This is a genomic window from Pontibacter populi (assembly GCF_040278685.1).
Lineage (GTDB): Bacteria > Bacteroidota > Bacteroidia > Cytophagales > Hymenobacteraceae > Pontibacter > Pontibacter populi.
In genome coordinates this window covers 132,094-151,421 of sequence record NZ_JBEOKT010000005.1, presented here as the reverse complement: position 1 = coordinate 151,421, position 19,328 = coordinate 132,094, and the positions used below count along the sequence as shown (strand labels likewise).

At 45.7% G+C, this 19,328-nt stretch carries 20 protein-coding genes; 13 read left to right on the top strand and 7 right to left on the bottom strand.

Translation table 11 applies throughout. From position 1 onward, the window contains the following. Positions 1 to 88: 88 nt before the first annotated feature. Complete coding sequence (gene dusB / locus ABS362_RS07245) at positions 89 to 1,084, bottom strand: tRNA dihydrouridine synthase DusB (protein WP_350411731.1); 996 nt, start codon at positions 1,082 to 1,084, stop codon at positions 89 to 91. Between the two features lie 53 nt (positions 1,085 to 1,137). Here dusB and ABS362_RS07240 point away from each other — a divergent pair, with 53 nt between their 5' ends. From ABS362_RS07240 to ABS362_RS07225, 4 genes are all read left to right on the top strand, one after another. Then, entirely contained in the window at positions 1,138 to 2,100 is a 963-nt protein-coding gene (locus tag ABS362_RS07240) for a CPBP family intramembrane glutamic endopeptidase (protein WP_350411730.1), read from the top strand. Between the two features lie 58 nt (positions 2,101 to 2,158). After that, entirely contained in the window at positions 2,159 to 2,986 is an 828-nt protein-coding gene (locus ABS362_RS07235) for a phosphatidate cytidylyltransferase (protein WP_350411728.1), read from the top strand. Positions 2,987 to 3,083: 97 nt separating this feature from the next. Then, positions 3,084 to 4,358, top strand: a complete 1,275-nt coding sequence (locus tag ABS362_RS07230) for a Glu/Leu/Phe/Val family dehydrogenase (protein ID WP_350411727.1) — start codon at positions 3,084 to 3,086, stop codon at positions 4,356 to 4,358. 122 nt (positions 4,359 to 4,480) lie between these two features. Then, a complete protein-coding gene (locus tag ABS362_RS07225; RefSeq protein WP_350411726.1) occupies positions 4,481 to 5,164 on the top strand; it encodes a phosphatidylserine decarboxylase family protein in 684 nt (227 codons plus the stop codon). Positions 5,165 to 5,533: 369 nt separating this feature from the next. Here ABS362_RS07225 and ABS362_RS07220 read toward each other — a convergent pair whose 3' ends face one another. Beyond that, entirely contained in the window at positions 5,534 to 6,016 is a 483-nt protein-coding gene (locus ABS362_RS07220; protein ID WP_350411725.1) for a GAF domain-containing protein, read from the bottom strand. 55 nt (positions 6,017 to 6,071) lie between these two features. Beyond that, on the bottom strand, positions 6,072 to 7,097 hold the full coding sequence (gene ribD, locus ABS362_RS07215) for a bifunctional diaminohydroxyphosphoribosylaminopyrimidine deaminase/5-amino-6-(5-phosphoribosylamino)uracil reductase RibD (protein ID WP_350411898.1): 1,026 nt from the start codon (positions 7,095 to 7,097) through the stop codon (positions 6,072 to 6,074). Positions 7,098 to 7,277: 180 nt separating this feature from the next. Here ribD and prmC point away from each other — a divergent pair, with 180 nt between their 5' ends. The 8 genes from prmC (at position 7,278) to ABS362_RS07175 (ending at position 13,763) form a co-directional block, all read left to right on the top strand. Continuing rightward, positions 7,278 to 8,132 carry a peptide chain release factor N(5)-glutamine methyltransferase gene (gene prmC / locus ABS362_RS07210; RefSeq protein WP_350411724.1) on the top strand — a complete coding sequence of 285 codons (855 nt, stop codon included), beginning with the start codon at positions 7,278 to 7,280 and terminating at the stop codon, positions 8,130 to 8,132. Positions 8,133 to 8,203: 71 nt separating this feature from the next. Continuing rightward, the gene (galE, locus tag ABS362_RS07205; RefSeq protein ID WP_350411723.1) at positions 8,204 to 9,238 is read left to right on the top strand and encodes a UDP-glucose 4-epimerase GalE; all 1,035 of its coding nucleotides are present in this window, start codon (positions 8,204 to 8,206) and stop codon (positions 9,236 to 9,238) included. Between the two features lie 2 nt (positions 9,239 to 9,240). Continuing rightward, positions 9,241 to 10,290, top strand: a complete 1,050-nt coding sequence (gene rfbB / locus ABS362_RS07200) for a dTDP-glucose 4,6-dehydratase (protein WP_350411722.1) — start codon at positions 9,241 to 9,243, stop codon at positions 10,288 to 10,290. Positions 10,291 to 10,478: 188 nt separating this feature from the next. Next, positions 10,479 to 11,348, top strand: a complete 870-nt coding sequence (rfbA, locus tag ABS362_RS07195) for a glucose-1-phosphate thymidylyltransferase RfbA (protein ID WP_350411721.1) — start codon at positions 10,479 to 10,481, stop codon at positions 11,346 to 11,348. 158 nt (positions 11,349 to 11,506) lie between these two features. Then, entirely contained in the window at positions 11,507 to 11,896 is a 390-nt protein-coding gene (locus ABS362_RS07190) for a DoxX-like family protein (protein ID WP_350411720.1), read from the top strand. A 1-nt stretch (position 11,897) separates the two neighbouring features. After that, positions 11,898 to 12,638: a DUF2071 domain-containing protein gene (locus ABS362_RS07185; RefSeq protein ID WP_350411719.1), complete on the top strand. Its 741-nt coding sequence runs from the start codon at positions 11,898 to 11,900 to the stop codon at positions 12,636 to 12,638. Continuing rightward, entirely contained in the window at positions 12,602 to 13,384 is a 783-nt protein-coding gene (locus ABS362_RS07180) for a class I SAM-dependent methyltransferase (RefSeq protein ID WP_350411718.1), read from the top strand. The genes ABS362_RS07185 and ABS362_RS07180 overlap by 37 nt, the downstream gene beginning before the upstream one ends. Next, the gene (locus ABS362_RS07175) at positions 13,368 to 13,763 is read left to right on the top strand and encodes a hypothetical protein (RefSeq protein ID WP_350411717.1); all 396 of its coding nucleotides are present in this window, start codon (positions 13,368 to 13,370) and stop codon (positions 13,761 to 13,763) included. The genes ABS362_RS07180 and ABS362_RS07175 overlap by 17 nt, the downstream gene beginning before the upstream one ends. Before the next feature lie 27 nt (positions 13,764 to 13,790). Here the strand turns inward: ABS362_RS07175 and chrA are convergent, their stop codons facing one another. Further along, positions 13,791 to 14,960 (bottom strand): chromate efflux transporter, encoded by a 1,170-nt coding sequence (gene chrA / locus ABS362_RS07170; protein ID WP_350411716.1) that lies wholly within the window; start codon positions 14,958 to 14,960, stop codon positions 13,791 to 13,793. 71 nt (positions 14,961 to 15,031) lie between these two features. Further along, a complete protein-coding gene (locus ABS362_RS07165) occupies positions 15,032 to 16,015 on the bottom strand; it encodes an isopenicillin N synthase family dioxygenase (protein WP_350411715.1) in 984 nt (327 codons plus the stop codon). 103 nt (positions 16,016 to 16,118) lie between these two features. On the opposite strand from ABS362_RS07165, the gene ABS362_RS07160 reads away from it, so the two are divergent. Next, positions 16,119 to 16,958 carry a hypothetical protein gene (locus ABS362_RS07160; RefSeq protein WP_350411714.1) on the top strand — a complete coding sequence of 280 codons (840 nt, stop codon included), beginning with the start codon at positions 16,119 to 16,121 and terminating at the stop codon, positions 16,956 to 16,958. Positions 16,959 to 17,827: 869 nt separating this feature from the next. Here the strand turns inward: ABS362_RS07160 and floA are convergent. Both floA and ABS362_RS07150 read right to left on the bottom strand, forming a co-directional pair. After that, positions 17,828 to 18,817, bottom strand: a complete 990-nt coding sequence (floA, locus tag ABS362_RS07155; RefSeq protein ID WP_350411713.1) for a flotillin-like protein FloA — start codon at positions 18,815 to 18,817, stop codon at positions 17,828 to 17,830. Between the two features lie 10 nt (positions 18,818 to 18,827). After that, positions 18,828 to 19,301, bottom strand: a complete 474-nt coding sequence (locus ABS362_RS07150; protein ID WP_350411712.1) for an NfeD family protein — start codon at positions 19,299 to 19,301, stop codon at positions 18,828 to 18,830. Positions 19,302 to 19,328 lie beyond the last annotated feature (27 nt).

Below are 19,328 nucleotides of genomic sequence, written 5' to 3'. Positions count from 1 at the left end.
TCCTGAAAATCCTGATTCAGACAAACAAAAAACGCCCGCTGCAAAAGCAACGGGCGTTTAAAGTATAACTTTCTAACTTCTAAACTTTCTAACCTTCTAACTCCGCATAGCTCATCGTCTGCGCTATCTCTTCCAGCGTGTCGTAAATTTCCTGAATGTCTTCGGACTGCACCAGTTTCATGCGGAGCGGTTTGAAGTGCGGAAGGCCTCGGAAATAATTTGTATAATGGCGGCGCATCTCAAAAATTCCCAACTTATCGCCTTTCCACTCCAGCGAGTGGGTAAAGTGCTGTCGGCAAACCGCTACGCGCTCTTCCAGAGTTGGCCCTGGCAGCATTTCGCCGGTTGCCATGTAGTGTTTTATTTCGTTAAAGATCCATGGGTAACCGATGCTGGCACGGCCTATCATGATGCCATCCACGCCATAACGGTTTCGGTATTCCAGTGCCTTCTGCGGAGAATCGATATCACCGTTTCCAAAGATCGGGATCTTCATGCGCGGGTTGTTCTTTACTTCTGCTATCAGAGTCCAGTCGGCTTCGCCTTTATACATTTGCACGCGTGTGCGGCCGTGTATGCTCAGCGCTTTTATGCCAATATCCTGTAAACGTTCAGCAGTCTCAACTATAAACTTGGTGTCTTCGTCCCAGCCGAGGCGGGTTTTTACGGTAACCGGAAGGTTGGTTGCTTTCACAATTTCCTCGGTCATCTTCACCATTTTGGGCACATCGCGCAGCAAAGCCGCACCGGCACCTTTGCAGGCCACGTTCTTTACAGGGCAGCCATAGTTAATATCTATCAGGTCGGGGCCAGCCTGCGACGAAACTATAGCAGCTTCGCGCATCGACTCAATATCAGACCCGAAGATCTGGATACCGATAGGGCGTTCGTAATCAAAAATGTCGAGTTTTTGCACACTTTTAGCTGCGTCGCGTATCAAACCCTCAGAGGAAATAAACTCGGTGTACATCAGGTCGGCCCCATTGGCTTTGCACACTTTTCGGAACGGCGGATCACTCACGTCTTCCATTGGTGCAAGCAGTAACGGGAACTCGCCCAACTCTATGTTCGCTATCTTTACCAAAGCAAAATTTAATTATTCGCGTAAATTTACACCAATTTAACCTAAACTCCTGTATGAAAGGTTTCATCCGTAAAGAGCCACATCCATTTTATATACTGCTTCTGCTGTTTGCTTTTATGATGGCAGGCTATTTTGTAGGTAGTTTTATCTTCGCCATTATCGCAAGTGTCGCCTTCGATTTTAATTTAATGCAGATACCGGAAATAGCAACCAACCCACTCTCGCACCCGAACGGGCGCAATATAATGTTGCTGCTGCAGGGCGTAATACAGTTTATGTCGTTTGTGGTGGGGCCGTTGTTTATGCTGCGGGTTTTAAAATATGACGTGGAGCCTTACCTGAACTGGAAAATGCCGGTTGCTCCATTGCTGGTATTGTTAGCTGGTGTGCTGATGATCGTAATTATGCCGGCCAACTCGGTTGTTATAAACTGGAACGCTAACTTAAATTTCCCGGATTTTATGCAGGGATTTGAGGAGTGGGCACGCGCCAAAGAAGACGAACTGGCCGAGCTTACCAAAATGATAGCCGACTTTAACGATATTCCGAAGCTGTTGATAGGCATACTGGTTATTGCGGTTATTCCTGCCATCGGCGAAGAAATAGTTTTCCGTGGAGTGTTACAAAAACAACTACACCGCTGGACGGGTAACCCGCACGCCGCCATCTGGATCGCTGGATTAGTGTTTGCAGCAATACACGTACAGTTCTTCGGGTTTGTGCCACGCGCTATACTGGGTGCTTTGTTTGGATACTTATATTTCTGGTCGGGGCGCATAAGCGTGCCTATAGTTGCCCACTTCTTTAACAATGGCTTTACCGTGCTGATGCTGTATTTGCAACAAACCGGAGCCGTTGATATAGATGTAGAATCTACGGAGCCGATGGAATGGTGGAGCGTGCTGCTATCTATAGTTTTAAGCGGAGCGTTGCTGTATTACCTGTACAACGAGTTTAAAAAAGTGCCGCCACGCACCGATGCCCAACCTGAAACTATAGTTGAATCTGGAGTATAGGCATTTTACAATCTAATAATTTTAATACCTTTAATGCTCCAATAGCATCCTCTACTACATGGGCAATAAAATTTCGGGACTAAGTAATTTAAACCAGCGGATCATAATAGGGGTGTTGGGCGCCGCCTTATTTGTAGGCAGTATACTTGTAAGCGAGTGGACGTATTTCGTGCTGTTCCTGCTGCTAACTATAGTTGGGCTGCTGGAGTTTTACAGGCTGGCCGGTACGCAAGGTATTAAACCGAATAAGACCATTGGAGCAGCGCTGGGCGCCCTGTTTTATATCCTCATCTTCCTGATAGAAAAAGAGCTTGTACGGAGCGAGCTGCTTTACCTGACACTTCCGTTAATGGGCCTTGTTTTTGTGCTCGAACTATACCGCAAGCAGCCGCAGCCTTTTACTAACATTGCTTTTACCCTTTTAGGGGTACTTTATGTTGCCCTGCCTTTCGGGTTATTGCACAAATTAGGTTACCTGAATGATACGTACGACTGGCAACCCATACTGGGGCTGATGCTGCTGATCTGGGCTTCGGATACGGGAGCTTACATTGCCGGCAAGAACTTTGGTAAACGAAAACTTTTTCCGCGCATCTCGCCGGGTAAAACCTGGGAAGGCTGGTTTGGCGGCATGTTACTGACGTTGGCTGTAGCCTATGGTTTATCCGTTTATTTTCAGGACCTGGAGCTTTATCAGTGGCTCGGAATAGGCGTTATCGTTTCGGTTTTCGGCGTACTCGGCGACCTGGTAGAATCGATGCTGAAGCGCAGCCTGGATGTAAAAGATTCGGGTACTTTATTGCCCGGCCATGGCGGTATTTTAGACCGTTTCGACAGCCTTATAATTGTTATTCCTTTTATAGTTGCCTTTCTCCAGATTTTCTAATTTTTTGTTTCCTGTATAGTTGGCGGTTGTATGTATAAATTATATACCTTTACCGCCGAAATCTTAATCAAACTGATCAATTCAAAAGATTAATATAATGTTATACAAAGAGCCAGCACCGATCAAGGATAGGGAGAACCCGTTCGAATCGATGATGTCACGCTTCAATATCGCAGCTGAAGTATTGGGGTTGGATGAAGAGACATATAACGTACTTAAATCGCCTACCCGCCAGGTGATCGTAAACGTGCCTGTAACCATGGATGATGGTAAAGTGCGCGTTTTCGAAGGTTACCGCGTAATACACTCAACTATACTAGGTCCTTCTAAAGGTGGTATCCGTTACGCTCCGGATGTATTTCTGGATGAAGTAAAAGCCCTTGCTGCCTGGATGACGTGGAAATGCGCTGTTGTTGATATCCCTTACGGCGGTGCCAAAGGCGGTATCATCTGCGACCCTTACACCATGTCGGCTGGTGAGATCGAGCGTTTAACAAGAGCTTATACTCAGGCTTTGGTAGATATCTTCGGCCCTGACCAGGATATTCCTGCACCGGATATGGGTACAGGTCCGCGCGAGATGGCCTGGCTGATGGACGAATACTCTAAAACAAAAGGCTCTACGGTACACGCTGTAGTTACTGGTAAGCCGCTTGTATTAGGTGGTTCGCTTGGCCGCGTAGAGGCTACTGGTCGTGGCGTTATGGTTTCGGCTATGGCTGCTATGGATAAACTGGGCATGAACCCATCTAAATCTACTGCTGCTATACAGGGCTTTGGTAACGTAGGGTCGTGGGCTGCCAAGCTTATGGCTGAGCGTGGCGTTAAAATTCTTGGTGTTAGTGATGTAAGCGGCGCTTACTGGAACGACAACGGTATCGACATTGAAGATGCGATCGAGTACAAGAACGCACATAACGGTCGCCTGGAAGGCTATAAAGGCGCTGAAATGATGGATCCGGATGAATTGCTTACTTCTAAAGTTGATGTAATTATCCCGGCTGCTGTGGAAGATGTGATCACGATCAAGAATGTTGATAAGATCCAGGCAAGACTTATAGTTGAGGGTGCCAACGGCCCGACTTCTTACAAAGCCGATAACATCATCAACGAAAAAGGTATTATGGTGGTGCCGGATATCCTTGCGAACTCAGGTGGTGTAACGGTATCTTACTTTGAGTGGGTGCAGAACCGCATGGGCTTTAAATGGACACTGGACCGCGTAAACGAGCGTGCCGAGCGTATCATGAATGAGTCGTTTGAGCGTGTTTACGCCGCTTCTCAGAAATATAACGTACCTATGCGTATTGCTGCTTATATTGTTGCTATTGATAAAGTAGCAATGACATATAAATACCGTGGAGGCTTCTAACAGAAGTTTTTATTTAAAATAAGCGAAAGTTTATATAATTTTGATGCAGATAATAGCCCATCTACTAAACTGGATGGGCTATTATAACTTATAAAGACCTGCAGTAATTACACAACACACTAATGAAGATTCATAAAGAAGGACGAAAAATTCTGTTTTTTACATTGCTAGGTTTAGTAGTGATCAACCTGTTGCTCTACAACTTCAACGCTGAAAACAATACCTTCAACAAGATTTTCACTGGTGTGTCTGCGGTACTGTTCCTGCTTATACTTCAGTTTTTTCGTAGCCCGTACCGTACCCTCCTGCTGCACGAAGACTTAATTATTGCGCCTGCTGATGGCAAGGTAGTAGTAATTGAGGAAGTGGAAGAGCCGGAGTATTTTAAGGACAAGCGCAAGCAGATCTCTATTTTTATGTCGCCGATTAACGTGCACATTACGCGTAACCCGGTTTCAGGCATTGTAAAGTATTTTAAGTATCATCCGGGTAATTACTTTGTAGCCTGGCACCCAAAATCAAGCACGCAAAACGAGCGTACTACGGTTGTAGTAGAATCAAATGCCGGCCCTGAAGTACTGTTCCGCCAGATTGCCGGAGCCATGGCCCGCCGCATCGTTTGGTATGTAAAAGAGGGAGATGAAGTAAGCCAGGGCGAAGAGTTCGGCTTCATTAAATTCGGTTCGCGCGTAGATATTTTTGTGCCGCTTGATACGGAAATAAAAGCAGAGCTTGGTCAGAAGACCAAAGGTGGACAGACTGTTATTGCTCAGTTGAAAACCCCACCACCAACTTTATTTGGGTAAGCTTTATAGTTAAAAAGATATTAAAAAAAGCCGCTGCGAACTATAGTTTGCAACGGCTTTTTTGTTTCTGGATCAGGATTTTCAGGATGTGGAAGGATGAACAGGATTTGTAGAGACCCTAAAATGCCGCAAGTTTAGCGCAGCGTAACTTGTGGTTGTGCTTGGCCAGAATTTTGTAACTTCTGTGCTTTGCAAAAGCAGGAACAGCTATAGGCGCAACTATAAAACTATAGTTTAAGCTCTGGACATTTACCTTTCTGCTCACGCAGAAAGCCAGTTACGAACTGGCACCATAGTAAGCCACAAGTTACGCTGCGCTAAACCTGTGGCATTTTCCGGATAACGATCAACCAACAACGATCAACGAAACTAATACCAGCTTTCTACCAGCTTCATCAATTGCTCCAGGTACTTCTGGTCAACTTCGTCAAAGTCGTTTAGTTTGTCGCTGTCTACGTCCAGTACCAGTTTTACTTCGCCATCTTTAATAGCAGGCAAAACTATCTCCGATTTAGACTCGCTAGCGCAGGCAATGTGGCCGGGGAAGGCTTCCACATCTGGCACCAGTATAGTCTCCTGACGGGTATAGCATGCACCACAAACTCCTTTATGGTAAGGTATGCGCGTGCAGGCTATCGGCCCCTGAAACGGACCAAGTACCAATTGACCTTCTTTATTAAAATACACTCCCACCCAGAAAAAGCCTAAGCCTTGCTTCAGGGCAGCCACCATGTTCGAGATGTTAGCAATAAGGTCGGTCTCGCCCGTTGTTAATGCTTCTATCTGCGGCAACAGGGCTTTATATTTTTCTTCTTTGGTAAGGTTCTGGTCAACTATAAGCGATTCGGCCATAGGTTAATTTTGAATAACTGAATTTTGAATGATTGAATAAGGTAATCAGTGATTATTATTTATTGTTTTGGTAATGCAACAGCATGTCGGAGCCTAATGTTTGCTGTTTTGTTAAAGTCCCGTAAACCATAGTTGGTGCTTTTATGCCGTCACCTATAGTTTGAAATGTGCTTTTAAGTATAAACGCCTCGTCCCACAGGTTTTCTTTCAGCAGGCTTTCCAGCAGGTAAGTGCCGCCCTCCACTAAAACAGAAATTATGTTTCGCTTATACAGATCTGCCATGATCTGTGGCAGTAAGGGTTCGTCTTCCTGTAGTTGTGCGAAGTATAGATTCTCCTGCTCCTCCTGTTTTTTATAGTTATAAACTATAGTTGGCTGACTGCCATTAAACAGGTTTATAGTTTTAGATAAGGTCAACTGGCGATCTATAACTATACGGGTCGGATCTGGACCTGTCCAGTGACGGGTATTCAGGTTTGGGTTGTCGTGCAGGGCGGTACGGGTGCCTATCATAATGGCCTGCTCTTCGGCGCGAAGTTTATGCACAAAACGCTTTGCCAGTGCAACACTTATCTGTAGTTGCTCGCAGGCCGGCCCGGCTACAAAGCCATCAGCAGTCTCAGCCCATTTTAATGTAATGTAAGGCCGCTTTAAACGATGACTGGTAAAAAAGCGCTTGTTCACTTCCAGCCCTTCATGCTCCAGCAAGCCGGTCTCTACTTTAATTCCTGCATCCAGCAGCTTCTGCACACCACGACCAGCTACCACCGGGTTAGGGTCCAGGTTACAGATCACGACATCGCGCACACCGCTTTTAATTAATAGATCAGCGCAGGGCGGGGTTTTACCGAAATGGGAGCAGGGCTCTAAGGTTACATACACTGTGCTAAGCGGCAGCAAACTTATATCCTGCACGCTGGCAATGGCATTCACTTCGGCATGCGGTCCGCCATAGTTACGGTGCCAGCCTTCGCCAATTATCTGCCCGTTATGCACTATCACGCAGCCAACCATGGGGTTAGGAGCCGTATAGCCGCTACCCAACTTTGCCAGTTCCAGCGCACGCCGCATGTAAAACACTTCGTTCAAGTTAGAAAGTTAAAAAGTTAGAAGGTTAGAAAGGTATTGGGCTATGTAGAGACGCAATACTTTGCGTCTTTGGTCAGGAGGTGAAATCACGTTCTAACTTTTTAACCTTTTAACTTTCTAACTCCAAAAGAGTACTTTTGCAAAGATACCGAAATCAATAGAAAAACAGCCTTGGCCACCGTTCAGCAGACAGCACAAACTATAAGACAACAGCTCAGCAGCATTTACCAAGAGCAGGAAGCAGGTGCTATGGCCCAGGATGTGCTGGAGCATGTACTGCAACAGTCGCGGGTGCAAATGAGCCTGAACCAGCAGCAGGAGGTAACTATAACACAGCAGGAAGAACTGCAAACTATAGTTGAGAAGCTTCTGAAACACGAGCCGTTGCAGTATGTGCTGGGCGTCGCGCATTTTTATGGACTGGAATTGCAGGTAAATAAAAACGTGCTCATTCCACGTCCCGAAACTGAAGAACTGGTGGATATGGTGATTAAAGAGCACCGGAATCAGCAGCAATTACGGATACTGGACATTTGCACTGGCAGCGGTTGTATTCCGATAGCCCTGGCCGAGAACCTGAATACTGAAGTTGTTTATGGACTGGAAGTATCGGAAGGAGCGTTGGAAGTGGCGAAAGCTAATGCAGCTAACTATAACCAACCTGTAAAATGGCTGCACCAGGATATTTTTGACGAAGTGCAAACTATAGAAGCTGGTTCTTTAGACATCATCACAAGCAATCCGCCTTATGTGCTGGAAGAAGAACAGCAACAGATGCGCGCCAACGTGCTGGAGTTTGAGCCGCACCTGGCCCTTTTTGTACCTGATACTGACCCGCTGAGGTTCTACAAACGCATTGCTATAGTTGGCTATAGTTTACTGAAGCCCGGCGGGAAACTATACTTTGAGATAAACGAACGCTACGGACCAGAAACCTGCGACGTGTTGCTGCAAGCCGGTTTTGCAGAGGCGAAAGTAGTGGAGGACCTGTTTGGCAAAGACCGGATGGTGCGCGCAGTGAAATGATTAAGCAGAATATTGTAACTTTACAAAGAATAAAAGACTAAACCCAGCTTTTGAAGCTGACTACATAAAACATGAATAAGATTTTAGTGACAGGCGGAGCCGGCTACATTGGCTCGCACACAGTAGTGGAGTTGCTGCAGGCAGGTTACGAGCCGGTTATAGTGGATAACTTTTCTAACTCGGAAGAGCGCTCTCTGGAAGGTATAAAAGCTATAGTTGGCCGCAACGTAACATGCCACCGCATTGATTGCACCGATGCTACCGAGTTACGCAAAGTGTTTGAGCAGGAACAAACTATAGTTGGCGTTATTCATTTTGCGGCTTACAAGGCAGTAGGAGAGTCGGTAGAGAAGCCCCTGATGTATTACCACAACAACGTGGGCTCGCTGGTAACGCTGCTACAGGTAATGCAGGAATTTGATGTGCAGAAACTGGTTTTCTCGTCGTCGTGTACGGTGTATGGTATACCAGCCGAGTTGCCTGTAACCGAGCAAACGCCTGTACAGAAAGCTAACTCGCCATACGGCAACACCAAAAAAGTTTGCGAAGAGATTTTAACGGACCTGGCACATAGCGGTAATAGCAACATCCAAAGTATAGCCTTGCGTTACTTCAACCCGATCGGGGCGCATCCTTCGGCTCAGATAGGGGAATTGCCTTTAGGCGTGCCGAACAACCTGGTACCATTTATTACGCAAACCGCCGCAGGCATCCGTGAGCAGATCACGATTTTTGGAGACGATTACGATACCCCGGACGGAACCTGCATCCGCGATTATGTGCATGTGGTGGATCTGGCCAAAGCGCACGTAGTGGCTATTGAGCGCCTGCTGCAAAATAAAGCCGGAGCCATTGAGTTCTTTAACGTAGGTACTGGCCAGGGCAATACTGTGTTGGAGGCCATTCATGCGTTTGAAAAGGCAACAGGCGTAAAACTAAACTATAAAATTGGCCCGCGTCGCGCCGGCGATATACCTAAAATATACGCTGACGTTACCCAGGCTACGCAAGAACTGGGCTTTAAAACCACCAGTACCCTGGAAGAAGCCATGAAAAGCGCATGGGACTGGCAATTACATTTACAGGAATCTACAGCTAAACTATAGCCATGAAAATATTGATAACAGGCGGCGCAGGCTTTATTGGCTCGCATGTGGTAAGGTTGTTTGTTACCAAGTACCCCAACCACCAGATCTATAACCTGGACAAGCTGACCTACGCCGGTAACCTGGAGAACCTAACGGATATTGAGCAAAAGGAGAATTATACGTTCCTGAAAGGCGATATTACCGATGCCGCTTACCTGGAAGAGATCTTTGCCAACTATAAATTTGATGCGGTTATCCACCTGGCAGCCGAATCCCACGTGGACCGCTCTATTACCGACCCGCTGGCCTTTGTGCAGACCAACGTGATCGGTACGGTAAACCTGCTGCATGCGGCTAAAAAGCATTGGGCGGATGATCTGAGCAAACACCTGTTTTACCACATCTCGACCGACGAAGTGTATGGCTCTTTAGGGGAAGACGGCCTGTTTACAGAAGAAACACCGTATGATCCGCGTTCGCCTTATTCAGCCTCCAAAGCCAGCTCCGACCACTTTGTTCGTGCCTGGTACCATACCTATGGTTTGCCGATCAAAATATCCAACTGCTCGAACAACTATGGCCCGAACCACTTCCCTGAGAAGCTGATTCCGCTGGCCATCAACAACATTAAAAACGAGCGTCCGGTGCCGGTTTATGGTAAAGGCGAGAACGTGCGCGACTGGCTCTATGTGCTGGACCATGCCCGTGCCATTGATGTGATCTTTCATGAAGGCAAAGTAGGAGATACCTACAACATTGGCGGCATAAACGAGTGGAAGAACCTGGACCTGATAGAGTTGCTGTGCGATGTGATGGATGAGAAACTGGGCAGGCCAAAAGGCCATTCGCGCAAGCTGATCACGTTTGTAAAAGACCGCGCCGGCCACGACTTGCGCTATGCCATCGACTCAAGCAAACTGGTAAATGAGCTGGGCTGGAAACCATCGGTTACGTTTGAAGAAGGCTTGAGCAAAACCGTAGACTGGTACCTGCAAAATACTGAGTGGCTGGAGCATGTAACCAGCGGCAACTATACGCACTACTACCAGGAGCAATACACTAACCGATAGGTTGGCAATTGTTAAATTGTTTAAGGTTAAATTGTTGATCTGAACAAGTGGAACCCACCCCTAACCCCTCCTCGGAGGGGAATATGGGAAAGCAGAAAATCCCCTCTTGGGAGGGGCAGGGGTGGGTTAACTATAGCTAGAGTTAACCATTAAACAATTTAACCATCAACCATTCAACCATCAATAAGATGAAAGGAATTATACTTGCCGGGGGCTCTGGCACACGTTTACACCCACTTACTTTGGCTGTCAGTAAGCAGTTGATGCCGGTGTACGACAAGCCGATGATATATTACCCGCTGTCTACATTAATGCTGGCCGGCATCCGCGAGATCCTGATCATCTCCACGCCGCACGACCTTCCTATGTTTGAGCGCTTGCTGGGCGATGGCTCGCAGATCGGTTGCAAATTTAGCTATGCGGTGCAGGAAGTGCCCAACGGGCTGGCGCAGGCCTTTGTGATAGGCGAAGAGTTTATCGGTAACGATAAAGTAGCGCTGGTGCTGGGCGATAACATCTTCTATGGCTCAGGGATGAGCAAACTGCTGCAGGCCAACAGTGACCCTGATGGCGGTGTGGTATATGCCTATCATGTGCACGACCCGGAGCGTTATGGTGTGGTTGAATTTGATGCCGGTAACAAGGCGGTTTCTATAGAAGAAAAGCCAGCGCATCCAAAGAGCAGCTATGCCGTGCCAGGCTTATACTTTTATGATAACGAGGTTGTAGAGATCGCCAAGAACCTGGAGCCAAGCCCGCGTGGTGAGTATGAAATAACCGACGTGAACAAAGAATACCTGCGCCGCGGCAAATTGAAAGTAGGCATCCTGAACCGCGGAACTGCCTGGCTTGATACGGGTACTATTCAGTCGCTGATGCAGGCGGCTACGTTTGTGCAGGTAATAGAAGAGCGGCAGGGCCTGAAGATAGGTTGCATTGAAGAAGTGGCCTGGCGCATGGGCTTTATAGATGCTCAGCAACTACAGCGCGTAGCAGAACCGCTACGCAAAAGCGGCTACGGCGAATACCTGCTCCGGATACTAAAAGAGAAACGCTAAACTATAGAAAGGCTGCCTGGTGGGTAGCCTTTTTTGTGGGCTATAGTTTTAGAAAGCCATAGTAGCTTAATTTATATTATGCTATATTTAATAATAGAAGCGGAATACTTTATCAATTATACTTCGCTCTGTTAATGCAGTAAAACACATCAGGACCAATGAGGAGAAGAGAAGTCCATACAATATTAAACTATTGTATTGCAGCAGTCTGGATAATAAATGGACTCTTTTGCAAGGTGCTTGATCTAGTTAACAGGCATGAGCAGATAGTCGGCAGAATATTGGGAGAAGAATTTGCACGACCATTAACATTCATGATCGGTATGTCTGAAATAGGAATGGCTATTTGGATCTTAAGTGGTATAAAGCCAAGGCTAAATGCTATAACCCAGATAACTATAGTTGCTGCTATGAACATACTTGAGTTTGTGCTTGTACCTGATCTGCTGCTATGGGGTAAACTAAATTCAGTGTTTGCGCTCCTGTTTATTCTTGTTGTTTACTACAACGAATTTGGTCTCAACAAAAAGTTAATACAACAGGCATAATATGCTCCCATTTCTTAAAAATCACCCTTTTGCTGTTGAGGCCTTTTTCAAAAGTTCGCTGGTATTAACGTTTGCTGTTCCGAAAGAGCAGTTGCAAGACCTTATTCCTGAATGTTTGCAGCTAGACACTTTTAACGATAAATGGGCTTTTGTTGCTGCCGCAATAGTTCAGACAAAAGAGCTTAGGCCAAAAGGGTTACCTAAATTCATGGGTAATGATTTCTTCCTGATCGGCTACAGAGTTTTTGTAAGATATACCAATAAGGCAGGAAAGAGACTGCGTGGGCTTTATATTTTAAAGTCTGAAACTGATAAAAAGAAGATGGAAATAATGGGCAATATTTTCACCCATTATAACTACACAACAACCGACATACTTCAGTCTGAAAACTGGAAGACTAAAGAGATAAAATCAGTTAAATCGGATTTTAAAGTCATCATAGATAACACGGATAGTGAAGTTGCTTTGCCTGAGCATTCGCCGTTTACTGACTGGAAAGAAGCCCGAAGGTTTGCCGGGCCACTTCCTTTCACTTTTACCTATAACCCTAATTCTAAAGAAGTATTGATTATTGAAGGTGTCAGGCAAAACTGGGTGCCAAAGCCCATAAAGGTTGTTAACTATAGTTTTTCGTTTCTTAACACACTTAACTTACAAAATCCTGTTCTGGCAAACGCATTTATCATTAACGACGTCCCATACTATTGGAAAAAGGGCAGAAGAGAGAAATGGAAAAAGTAAGAAAGCCACTGCAGGGAGTAACTAATATTATCAGGTTCAACTGGCATTTTTATGTGATTGCACTCGCCTTAATTTTACTGTTATTATTTGTAGCCGGCTTTCTTGATAATGCGCTGCAAACTTACATCTACATAGTTTGCTCATTGGTTTTAGGGGCAATGGTCATCTCCTTATTGGTGTCAATGTATGTCTATGACTTTTCGGGGCTTTACAAATTACAATGGGTTGAGCAGGAGAATACCGAAAACGTAGTGGTAAACATTAATGCTGGGTTTGACGAAACAAGTGCTTTGCTGAATGCTAAGTTCAAAAGATCAGAGCTTATAGTGATGGATTTCTATGATCCTGCGAAGCATACTGAAGTATCAATTAAACGGGCAAGAAAAGCTTTTCCACCATTCCCAAACACAAAACACACAAGAACAGACCATATACAACTGACAGATAATTCGGTTGATAAAATATTTTTAACTCTGTCGGCACACGAGATAAGAGATGAAGATGAGAGAGCCGCTTTTTTCAGGGAGATAAATAGAATATTAAAGCCTACTGGTCAGATATACATAACTGAACACTTGAGAGACCTTGCTAATTTCCTGGCTTATAATATCGGTTTCTTTCATTTCCATTCGAAGAGGTCCTGGCTAAAGACGTTTGAAAAAGCAGAACTTAATGCAGGACGGGAAATTAAACTGACGCCTTTCATTTCCTCATTCATACTAACTAAAAATGGAAATACACTTTAAGCTGATTGGCGTTATTCTGATTGTGTTAGCCTTGGTTCACGTTATCTTTCCGAGATATTTTAACTGGGCGGAAGAATTAAAGTCGTTGAGCCTGATCAACCGGCAGATAATGACGGTTCATACATTCTTTATAGCTCTGGTGGTGTTTTTAATGGGCTTGCTATGCCTGACATCAGCAAGTGAATTGGTAAGTACTGATCTCGGGAAAAAAATATCGTTAGGCTTAGGAGTGTTTTGGGTAATCAGGCTTTATTTTCAATTCTTCGGCTACTCATCTGATCTGTGGAAGGGAAAGAAGTTTGAAACCTTAGTGCATATAATGTTCTCTTTCCTTTGGACCTACCTAAGCATTACTTTCTTGACGACATACTTTGCTTAGAGAAGTGAGTGTTTACTTTTTTTGTCTCTACAGCACAAACCCCAGTAACAACCCGGTAACTATAAGTACAGGTGCTGGTATTTTAGTAAACATCAGCAACGCAAACGTAGCTACAACTATACCGAAGTTTAGAAGTGTGTTATCGATAGGGTGGTAGAGCATGATAGCGGCGGCTACAACCATGCCGGAGCTTACGGCACTAATACCTTCTAAAGATGCACGTACAACCCTGTACTTTTTAAGCTCTTCCCAGAAGCGGATAACGAAGAAAATAAGAAACGTGCCCGGCAGAAAGATGCCAACCGTAGCTACAAACGAACCCAGGAACTGACCGGCAATACCATACTCGCGCATAGCCAGGTTACCTACAAATGAAGTGAACGAGAAAGTTGGCCCGGGCAAAGCCTGCGCAATGGCGTAACCCGACAGAAACTCTTCGCCAGTTAGGTAGCCTTTAAACTGCACAAACTCGGTATACATAAGCGGTACCAGCACTTGCCCGCCACCGAAAACCATGCTGCCGTTACGGTAAAAGTTCTCGAATAACCTTACGGGTAACGATGAGGTAGCCCCACCGAGTGCCGCAGCAACTATAAACACGACTACATACAGAAAAAAGTTAGCCCATTGGATGTGCAGTTTTTTATCCTTCTCCTGAGGGTGTTGTTTAAAACGCAGGGCAGTTACGGCGCCGCCGGCAATTAGCAACAACGGGTATACCCACGGCGACCGGAAAAAGTAAGATAGCACCGCCGACACAACCATCAGCGCAATAGCGACCTTCGTATTCACAACTTTAACACTTATTTTCCAGGCGGCATAAGCTACAAACCCAACCGCCATGGGCAGTATAATCCGGAGAAAGTGAAGTGAAATGTCGTTTTGCTGCAGGTAGGAGATGATGAGTGCGGCAAAGGCCATTATAGTTGCAGCAGGCGCTATCCAGACAAGCAGGGTTAGGTAAGCCAGGTTAGGACCTCCAATTCGGAAACCAATGGCCGTTATAGTTTGCGTGGAAGTTGGCCCGGGCAGGATCTGGCAAAGCGCATTGAGTTCTATCAGTTCCTGGTCGGTGAGGTAGCGGCGCTTTTCTACAAGCAGTTTAAACATTAAAGCAATGTGTGCCTGCGGTCCCCCAAACGAAGTAAGGGCGAGTACCAGAACGTCTTTCAGGAAGATGTAGTAACGCAGGCTCATAGCGGGTAAAAATAAAAAAAGAGAGACAGCTTGTAACTATCTCTCTCTTAAATATTTTAAATAATTTATACTTAGGCTTTTTTAAGTCCAAGCTCTACCAAACGCTCATTCAGGTATTCGCCTGCTGTTGCATCCGGGTAGCCTTTTGGGTTCTGCTCGTCTATGCAGCTCTCCAGGCAAGTCAGGTCCATTTCAGAACGTGGGTGCATAAAGAACGGAATAGAGAAACGCGAAGTATGCATCAGCTCACGCGGCGGGTTAACCACACGGTGTATAGTTGATTTAAGCTTGTTGTTTGTTAAGCGCGCTAACATATCACCTACGTTCACTACAACCTGCTCTGGCAACGCTGTTATCGGAATCCACTGACCATCACGACGAAGCACCTGCAAACCATCGGCGCTGGCACCCATCAGTAAGGTAATCAGGTTTATATCACCGTGCTCTGCTGCACGTACGGCATCTGCTGGTACGTTGTCCGGGTTCTCGATAGGGAAGTAGTGGATAGGGCGCAGAATGCTGTTACCATATTTCACTTTATCGTCAAAGTAATTTTCGTCCAGGCCAAGGTGGATAGCAATAGCGCGCAATACTTCTTTTCCGGCAGCTTCCAGTCGGCGATAAGCTTCTAAGGTTACTTCTTTAAACTCCGGTACTTCTGTCGGGAAAATATTCTCAGGATATTCTTCTTTGATCGGGTCGCTGTCAGGAATATCGCTTAGTTCCTGGCCAACATGGTAAAACTCTTTTAAGTCGCCGGTATTAAAACCTTTCGCTTTTTCTTTTCCTTTGCCGACATAGCCGCGCTGGCCTGCAAGTTCCGGGTGTTCGTATTTCTGTTTTACTTCATCAGGAAGCGCAAAGAATTTTTGAGTCGCAGCATACAGTTTTTCAGTCAGGTCATCGCTAAGGCCGTGGTTGCGCAGCGCAATAAAACCGATGTTCTGGTACGCATCACCCAGCTTTTTCACAAATTGAGTCCTTCTTTCCGCATTCCCTGATGTAAAGTCTGCTAAATCGAGAGAAGGAACCTCATCAAACAAAATCTCGCTCATATAGTTATTTCTGTATACTTTTTTGTGTTATTCACGTAGTTCGCAATATACGAAAAAAATAAATTCACTAACTTAGCTGAATTGCTAACCTAATCCCTTACTGATGAAAAAAACCTACTTTGGCCTTGCAGCCGCCCTGTTGCTTGGCTTTTCTGCCTGTGATACCGCCAGACAAACTCAGGATGCTGAGAACCAGACACCTGTAGTAACAACTACTAGCAGTGGCCCAACGCCAGCGGGTGCCGTAATGAGCAAAAATGGATTACGCGTTTATGCTTTTGATGATTCGCAGCAGTATCCGGAGTCAGCTATACGCCTGAATACACCGCCTGCAGGTGGTGTGGTAGATGCCGGCCCTGTTGAATTTAACTATAGCCTGTCTAACTACCAGCTTACCCGCATGACGCCTCACTCTAATGCAGAGCACATGGCTAACTCGCAGGAAGGGCAGCATATTCATAACATAGTAGATAACGAGCCTTACACTGCGCACTACGAAACTACGTTCACGAAAGACATGACCGAGGGCGACCATATTATCCTGTCTTTTCTGTCGCGATCTTACCACGAAAGCCTGAAGCATAAAGGTGCTTATGACCTGCGCATGGTTACTGTTGGCAGACCAGCCGAGCGTATGACATTTGATATGAAAGCGCCGCACATGTTCTATAGCCGCCCTAAAGGTGAGTACGTAGGTAAAGATACCGAAAAGATCATGCTTGACTTTTACCTGGTAAACACTGACCTGAGCACAACTGGTAACAAAGTACGTGCAACTATAAACGGTACTGAGTTTATGCTGGATCGTTGGTTGCCATACATTATAGAAGGCTTGCCAATGGGCGAAACAACTATAAAGCTGGAATTACTGGATAACAATGGTACTGTATTGCCTGGCCCTTACAATACTGTAGAGCGTAAGATCACGCTGAAAGAAGCTTAAGAAGTATAAACTTCAGATAAAGAAGAAGGCCGATGCTGTAACCAGCACCGGCCTTCTCTTTTTATAGTTAGCTATAGTGTATTACTGTCATCCCGAGCTAGACCGAGGAATCTTATATGTCCTATAGTTCTCTTTTGTCATTTCGACGTCAGGATAAATCTGAATTCTATAGTAGCCTATAATTCCAACTTGCACCAAGCTATCCTTTCAAATCCACTCTAATCCTGGGAGCTTTACTTTCCTATCGTTTCATCGTCAGCTTTGGTGCCCTCACGGCCGGGAGGCCCCGTCTTCGGGCATCGCGCTGTGCGAATCTCTTTTGCTCGTACCTCGCAATGCCTCACGGCACCAGATATTCACAAGGCGCTCAACCCAAAGACTGAGATCATTCACATATTTCCTGCTTTCTATAGTTTGAAACTTCACGCTCCGAGATTGATCGTGGTTGTATTTCCTTGTGCCAGGCTGCGCCTGCCTGCTCGTGGTCTGTCTGCAACTATAGAACTATAAAGTCAACTATAACTATAGCAGGATTATCCCCTTGAGGACAAGTGAGAATGGGAGTTCGAATCTTGCGAGCATAGCTCAATAGGGGTGTTAAATCACTAACTATAAGGCAAACTGTAACTATAGCAGAAATCTCCCCGCCTTAGATAAGGAGGGGCTAGGGGTGGTTGGACCAAGCAAACTATAAAAACACCTCCCTGCCCTCCTCAAGGAAGGACTCTTCTCGATATATCACCCCTGCCCTCTCCTGTTTTTAGGAGAGGGCAGGGGTGAGGTAATTCCTCCTAGGATAGGCAGGCGCAAAAACAAAAAAGCCGGAACATATTACTGTTCCGGCTTTCGTTTTATAGTTAAGTATAAAATTACTCTTTTGGCTTATTAGGTCCGCTGGTCTGACCAGGGCTGGCAATAGAATTGCGCATGTCGGTGTCAGACTGAATATTCTGCATTTTATAGTAATCCATGATACCCAGATTGCCACTACGGAAAGCTGCTGCAATTGCCTGTGGTATCTCAACTTCGGCTGCAATAACCGATGCACGGGCTTCCTGCGCTTTGGCTTTCATTTCCTGCTCCACGGCTACCGCCATGGCACGGCGCTCTTCTGCTTTGGCTTCAGCTACCTTTAGGTCGGCACTTGCCTGGTCTATCTGTAGTTTGGCACCAATGTTTTCTCCAACGTCAATATCGGCAATATCAATAGACAAGATCTCGTAAGCTGTTCCGGCATCCAAACCTTTCTGCAGTACCAGTTTTGAGATCATGTCCGGGTTTTCCAATACACTTTTATGCGACACAGATGAACCGATTGATGTTACAATGCCTTCGCCAACACGAGCAAGTATCGTTTCTTCGCCGGCACCACCTACCAGTTGCATAATGTTAGCCCGTACCGTAACACGCGCTTTTGCGATCAACTGAATACCATCCTGCGCTACAGCAGCCACATTTGGCGTGTTAATCACTTTCGGGTTTACAGATGTTGTTACGGCTTCAAACACGTTTCGGCCTGCCAGATCGATAGCAGTTGCCTGCTTAAACGAAAGTGGAATGTTAGCCTTATCAGCAGAAATAAGTGCTTTGATAACAGTAGGTACGTTACCACCGGCCAGATAATGGGTTTCGAGTTCGGTACTTGTAAGGTTAATGCCTGCTTTACTCGAGTTGATCATAGAGTTTACGATCAAACTTGGCGGCACCTTACGGATGCGCATAAATACCAGCTCCAGTAAGCTAATCCTTACACCGGAAAACAGTGCTGTTATCCAGAGGCTTATCGGGAAAAAGTATAAAAAGATCAGGAGCAGTATAATGCCACCTGCTATTAAAAAAATGACGGATAGATTTTCCATTTGTAAGGGCTTAGCTAACTTCTTCTACTGTTATTTTATTATGATTAAGACTGATAATGCGGATCTGGGTATTGGGTGCTAAAAATTCGCCTTTGGTTTGCACCTCGTGGCGGTGATCATTAAAAAGTGCTGTACCCTGTGGGCGCAAAGCTGATACTGTTAAACCGGTTTCGCCAATCTGCAAGGTGTGCGGGTGTTCATCATTTACACGGCTTTTAATCTGGTCGTTCAGCGCAAACCTGGACCACGCATCTGTCCGGAAACTATAGAAAAATGCAACGCCTGCAATAAGAACCGAGGAGCCGAGTATGATATGCCCTATCGTTGTCCCTAAAGCTGAGTAGCCGATCCAGATGCCGATACCTGCAAGCACAAAACCCAAAATACCAATTAGGGTAGTGCCCGGTATAAACACCAGTTCCACAATGATCAGGACCAGCCCAATCACGATAAGTAAAATGACAGTTACCCAGTCTAGTAGCATAGGAGGTGGCTTGTTAGGTAAATATAG

Excerpts from the sequence above, each read along its gene's own strand:
- floA (WP_350411713.1), bottom strand. The coding sequence starts at position 18,817 with ATGGAAAATCTATCCGTCATTTTTTTAATAGCAGGTGGCATTATACTG.
- ABS362_RS07225 (WP_350411726.1), top strand. The coding sequence starts at position 4,481 with ATGAAGATTCATAAAGAAGGACGAAAAATTCTGTTTTTTACATTGCTA.
- rfbA (WP_350411721.1), top strand. The coding sequence starts at position 10,479 with ATGAAAGGAATTATACTTGCCGGGGGCTCTGGCACACGTTTACACCCA.
- ABS362_RS07165 (WP_350411715.1), bottom strand. The coding sequence starts at position 16,015 with ATGAGCGAGATTTTGTTTGATGAGGTTCCTTCTCTCGATTTAGCAGAC.
- galE (WP_350411723.1), top strand. The coding sequence starts at position 8,204 with ATGAATAAGATTTTAGTGACAGGCGGAGCCGGCTACATTGGCTCGCAC.
- ABS362_RS07160 (WP_350411714.1), top strand. The coding sequence starts at position 16,119 with ATGAAAAAAACCTACTTTGGCCTTGCAGCCGCCCTGTTGCTTGGCTTT.
- ABS362_RS07185 (WP_350411719.1), top strand. The coding sequence starts at position 11,898 with ATGCTCCCATTTCTTAAAAATCACCCTTTTGCTGTTGAGGCCTTTTTC.
- ABS362_RS07230 (WP_350411727.1), top strand. The coding sequence starts at position 3,084 with ATGTTATACAAAGAGCCAGCACCGATCAAGGATAGGGAGAACCCGTTC.
- ABS362_RS07240 (WP_350411730.1), top strand. The coding sequence starts at position 1,138 with ATGAAAGGTTTCATCCGTAAAGAGCCACATCCATTTTATATACTGCTT.
- ABS362_RS07175 (WP_350411717.1), top strand. The coding sequence starts at position 13,368 with ATGGAAATACACTTTAAGCTGATTGGCGTTATTCTGATTGTGTTAGCC.
- ABS362_RS07220 (WP_350411725.1), bottom strand. The coding sequence starts at position 6,016 with ATGGCCGAATCGCTTATAGTTGACCAGAACCTTACCAAAGAAGAAAAA.
- rfbB (WP_350411722.1), top strand. The coding sequence starts at position 9,241 with ATGAAAATATTGATAACAGGCGGCGCAGGCTTTATTGGCTCGCATGTG.
- ABS362_RS07190 (WP_350411720.1), top strand. The coding sequence starts at position 11,507 with ATGAGGAGAAGAGAAGTCCATACAATATTAAACTATTGTATTGCAGCA.
- ABS362_RS07150 (WP_350411712.1), bottom strand. The coding sequence starts at position 19,301 with ATGCTACTAGACTGGGTAACTGTCATTTTACTTATCGTGATTGGGCTG.
- ABS362_RS07235 (WP_350411728.1), top strand. The coding sequence starts at position 2,159 with ATGGGCAATAAAATTTCGGGACTAAGTAATTTAAACCAGCGGATCATA.
- chrA (WP_350411716.1), bottom strand. The coding sequence starts at position 14,960 with ATGAGCCTGCGTTACTACATCTTCCTGAAAGACGTTCTGGTACTCGCC.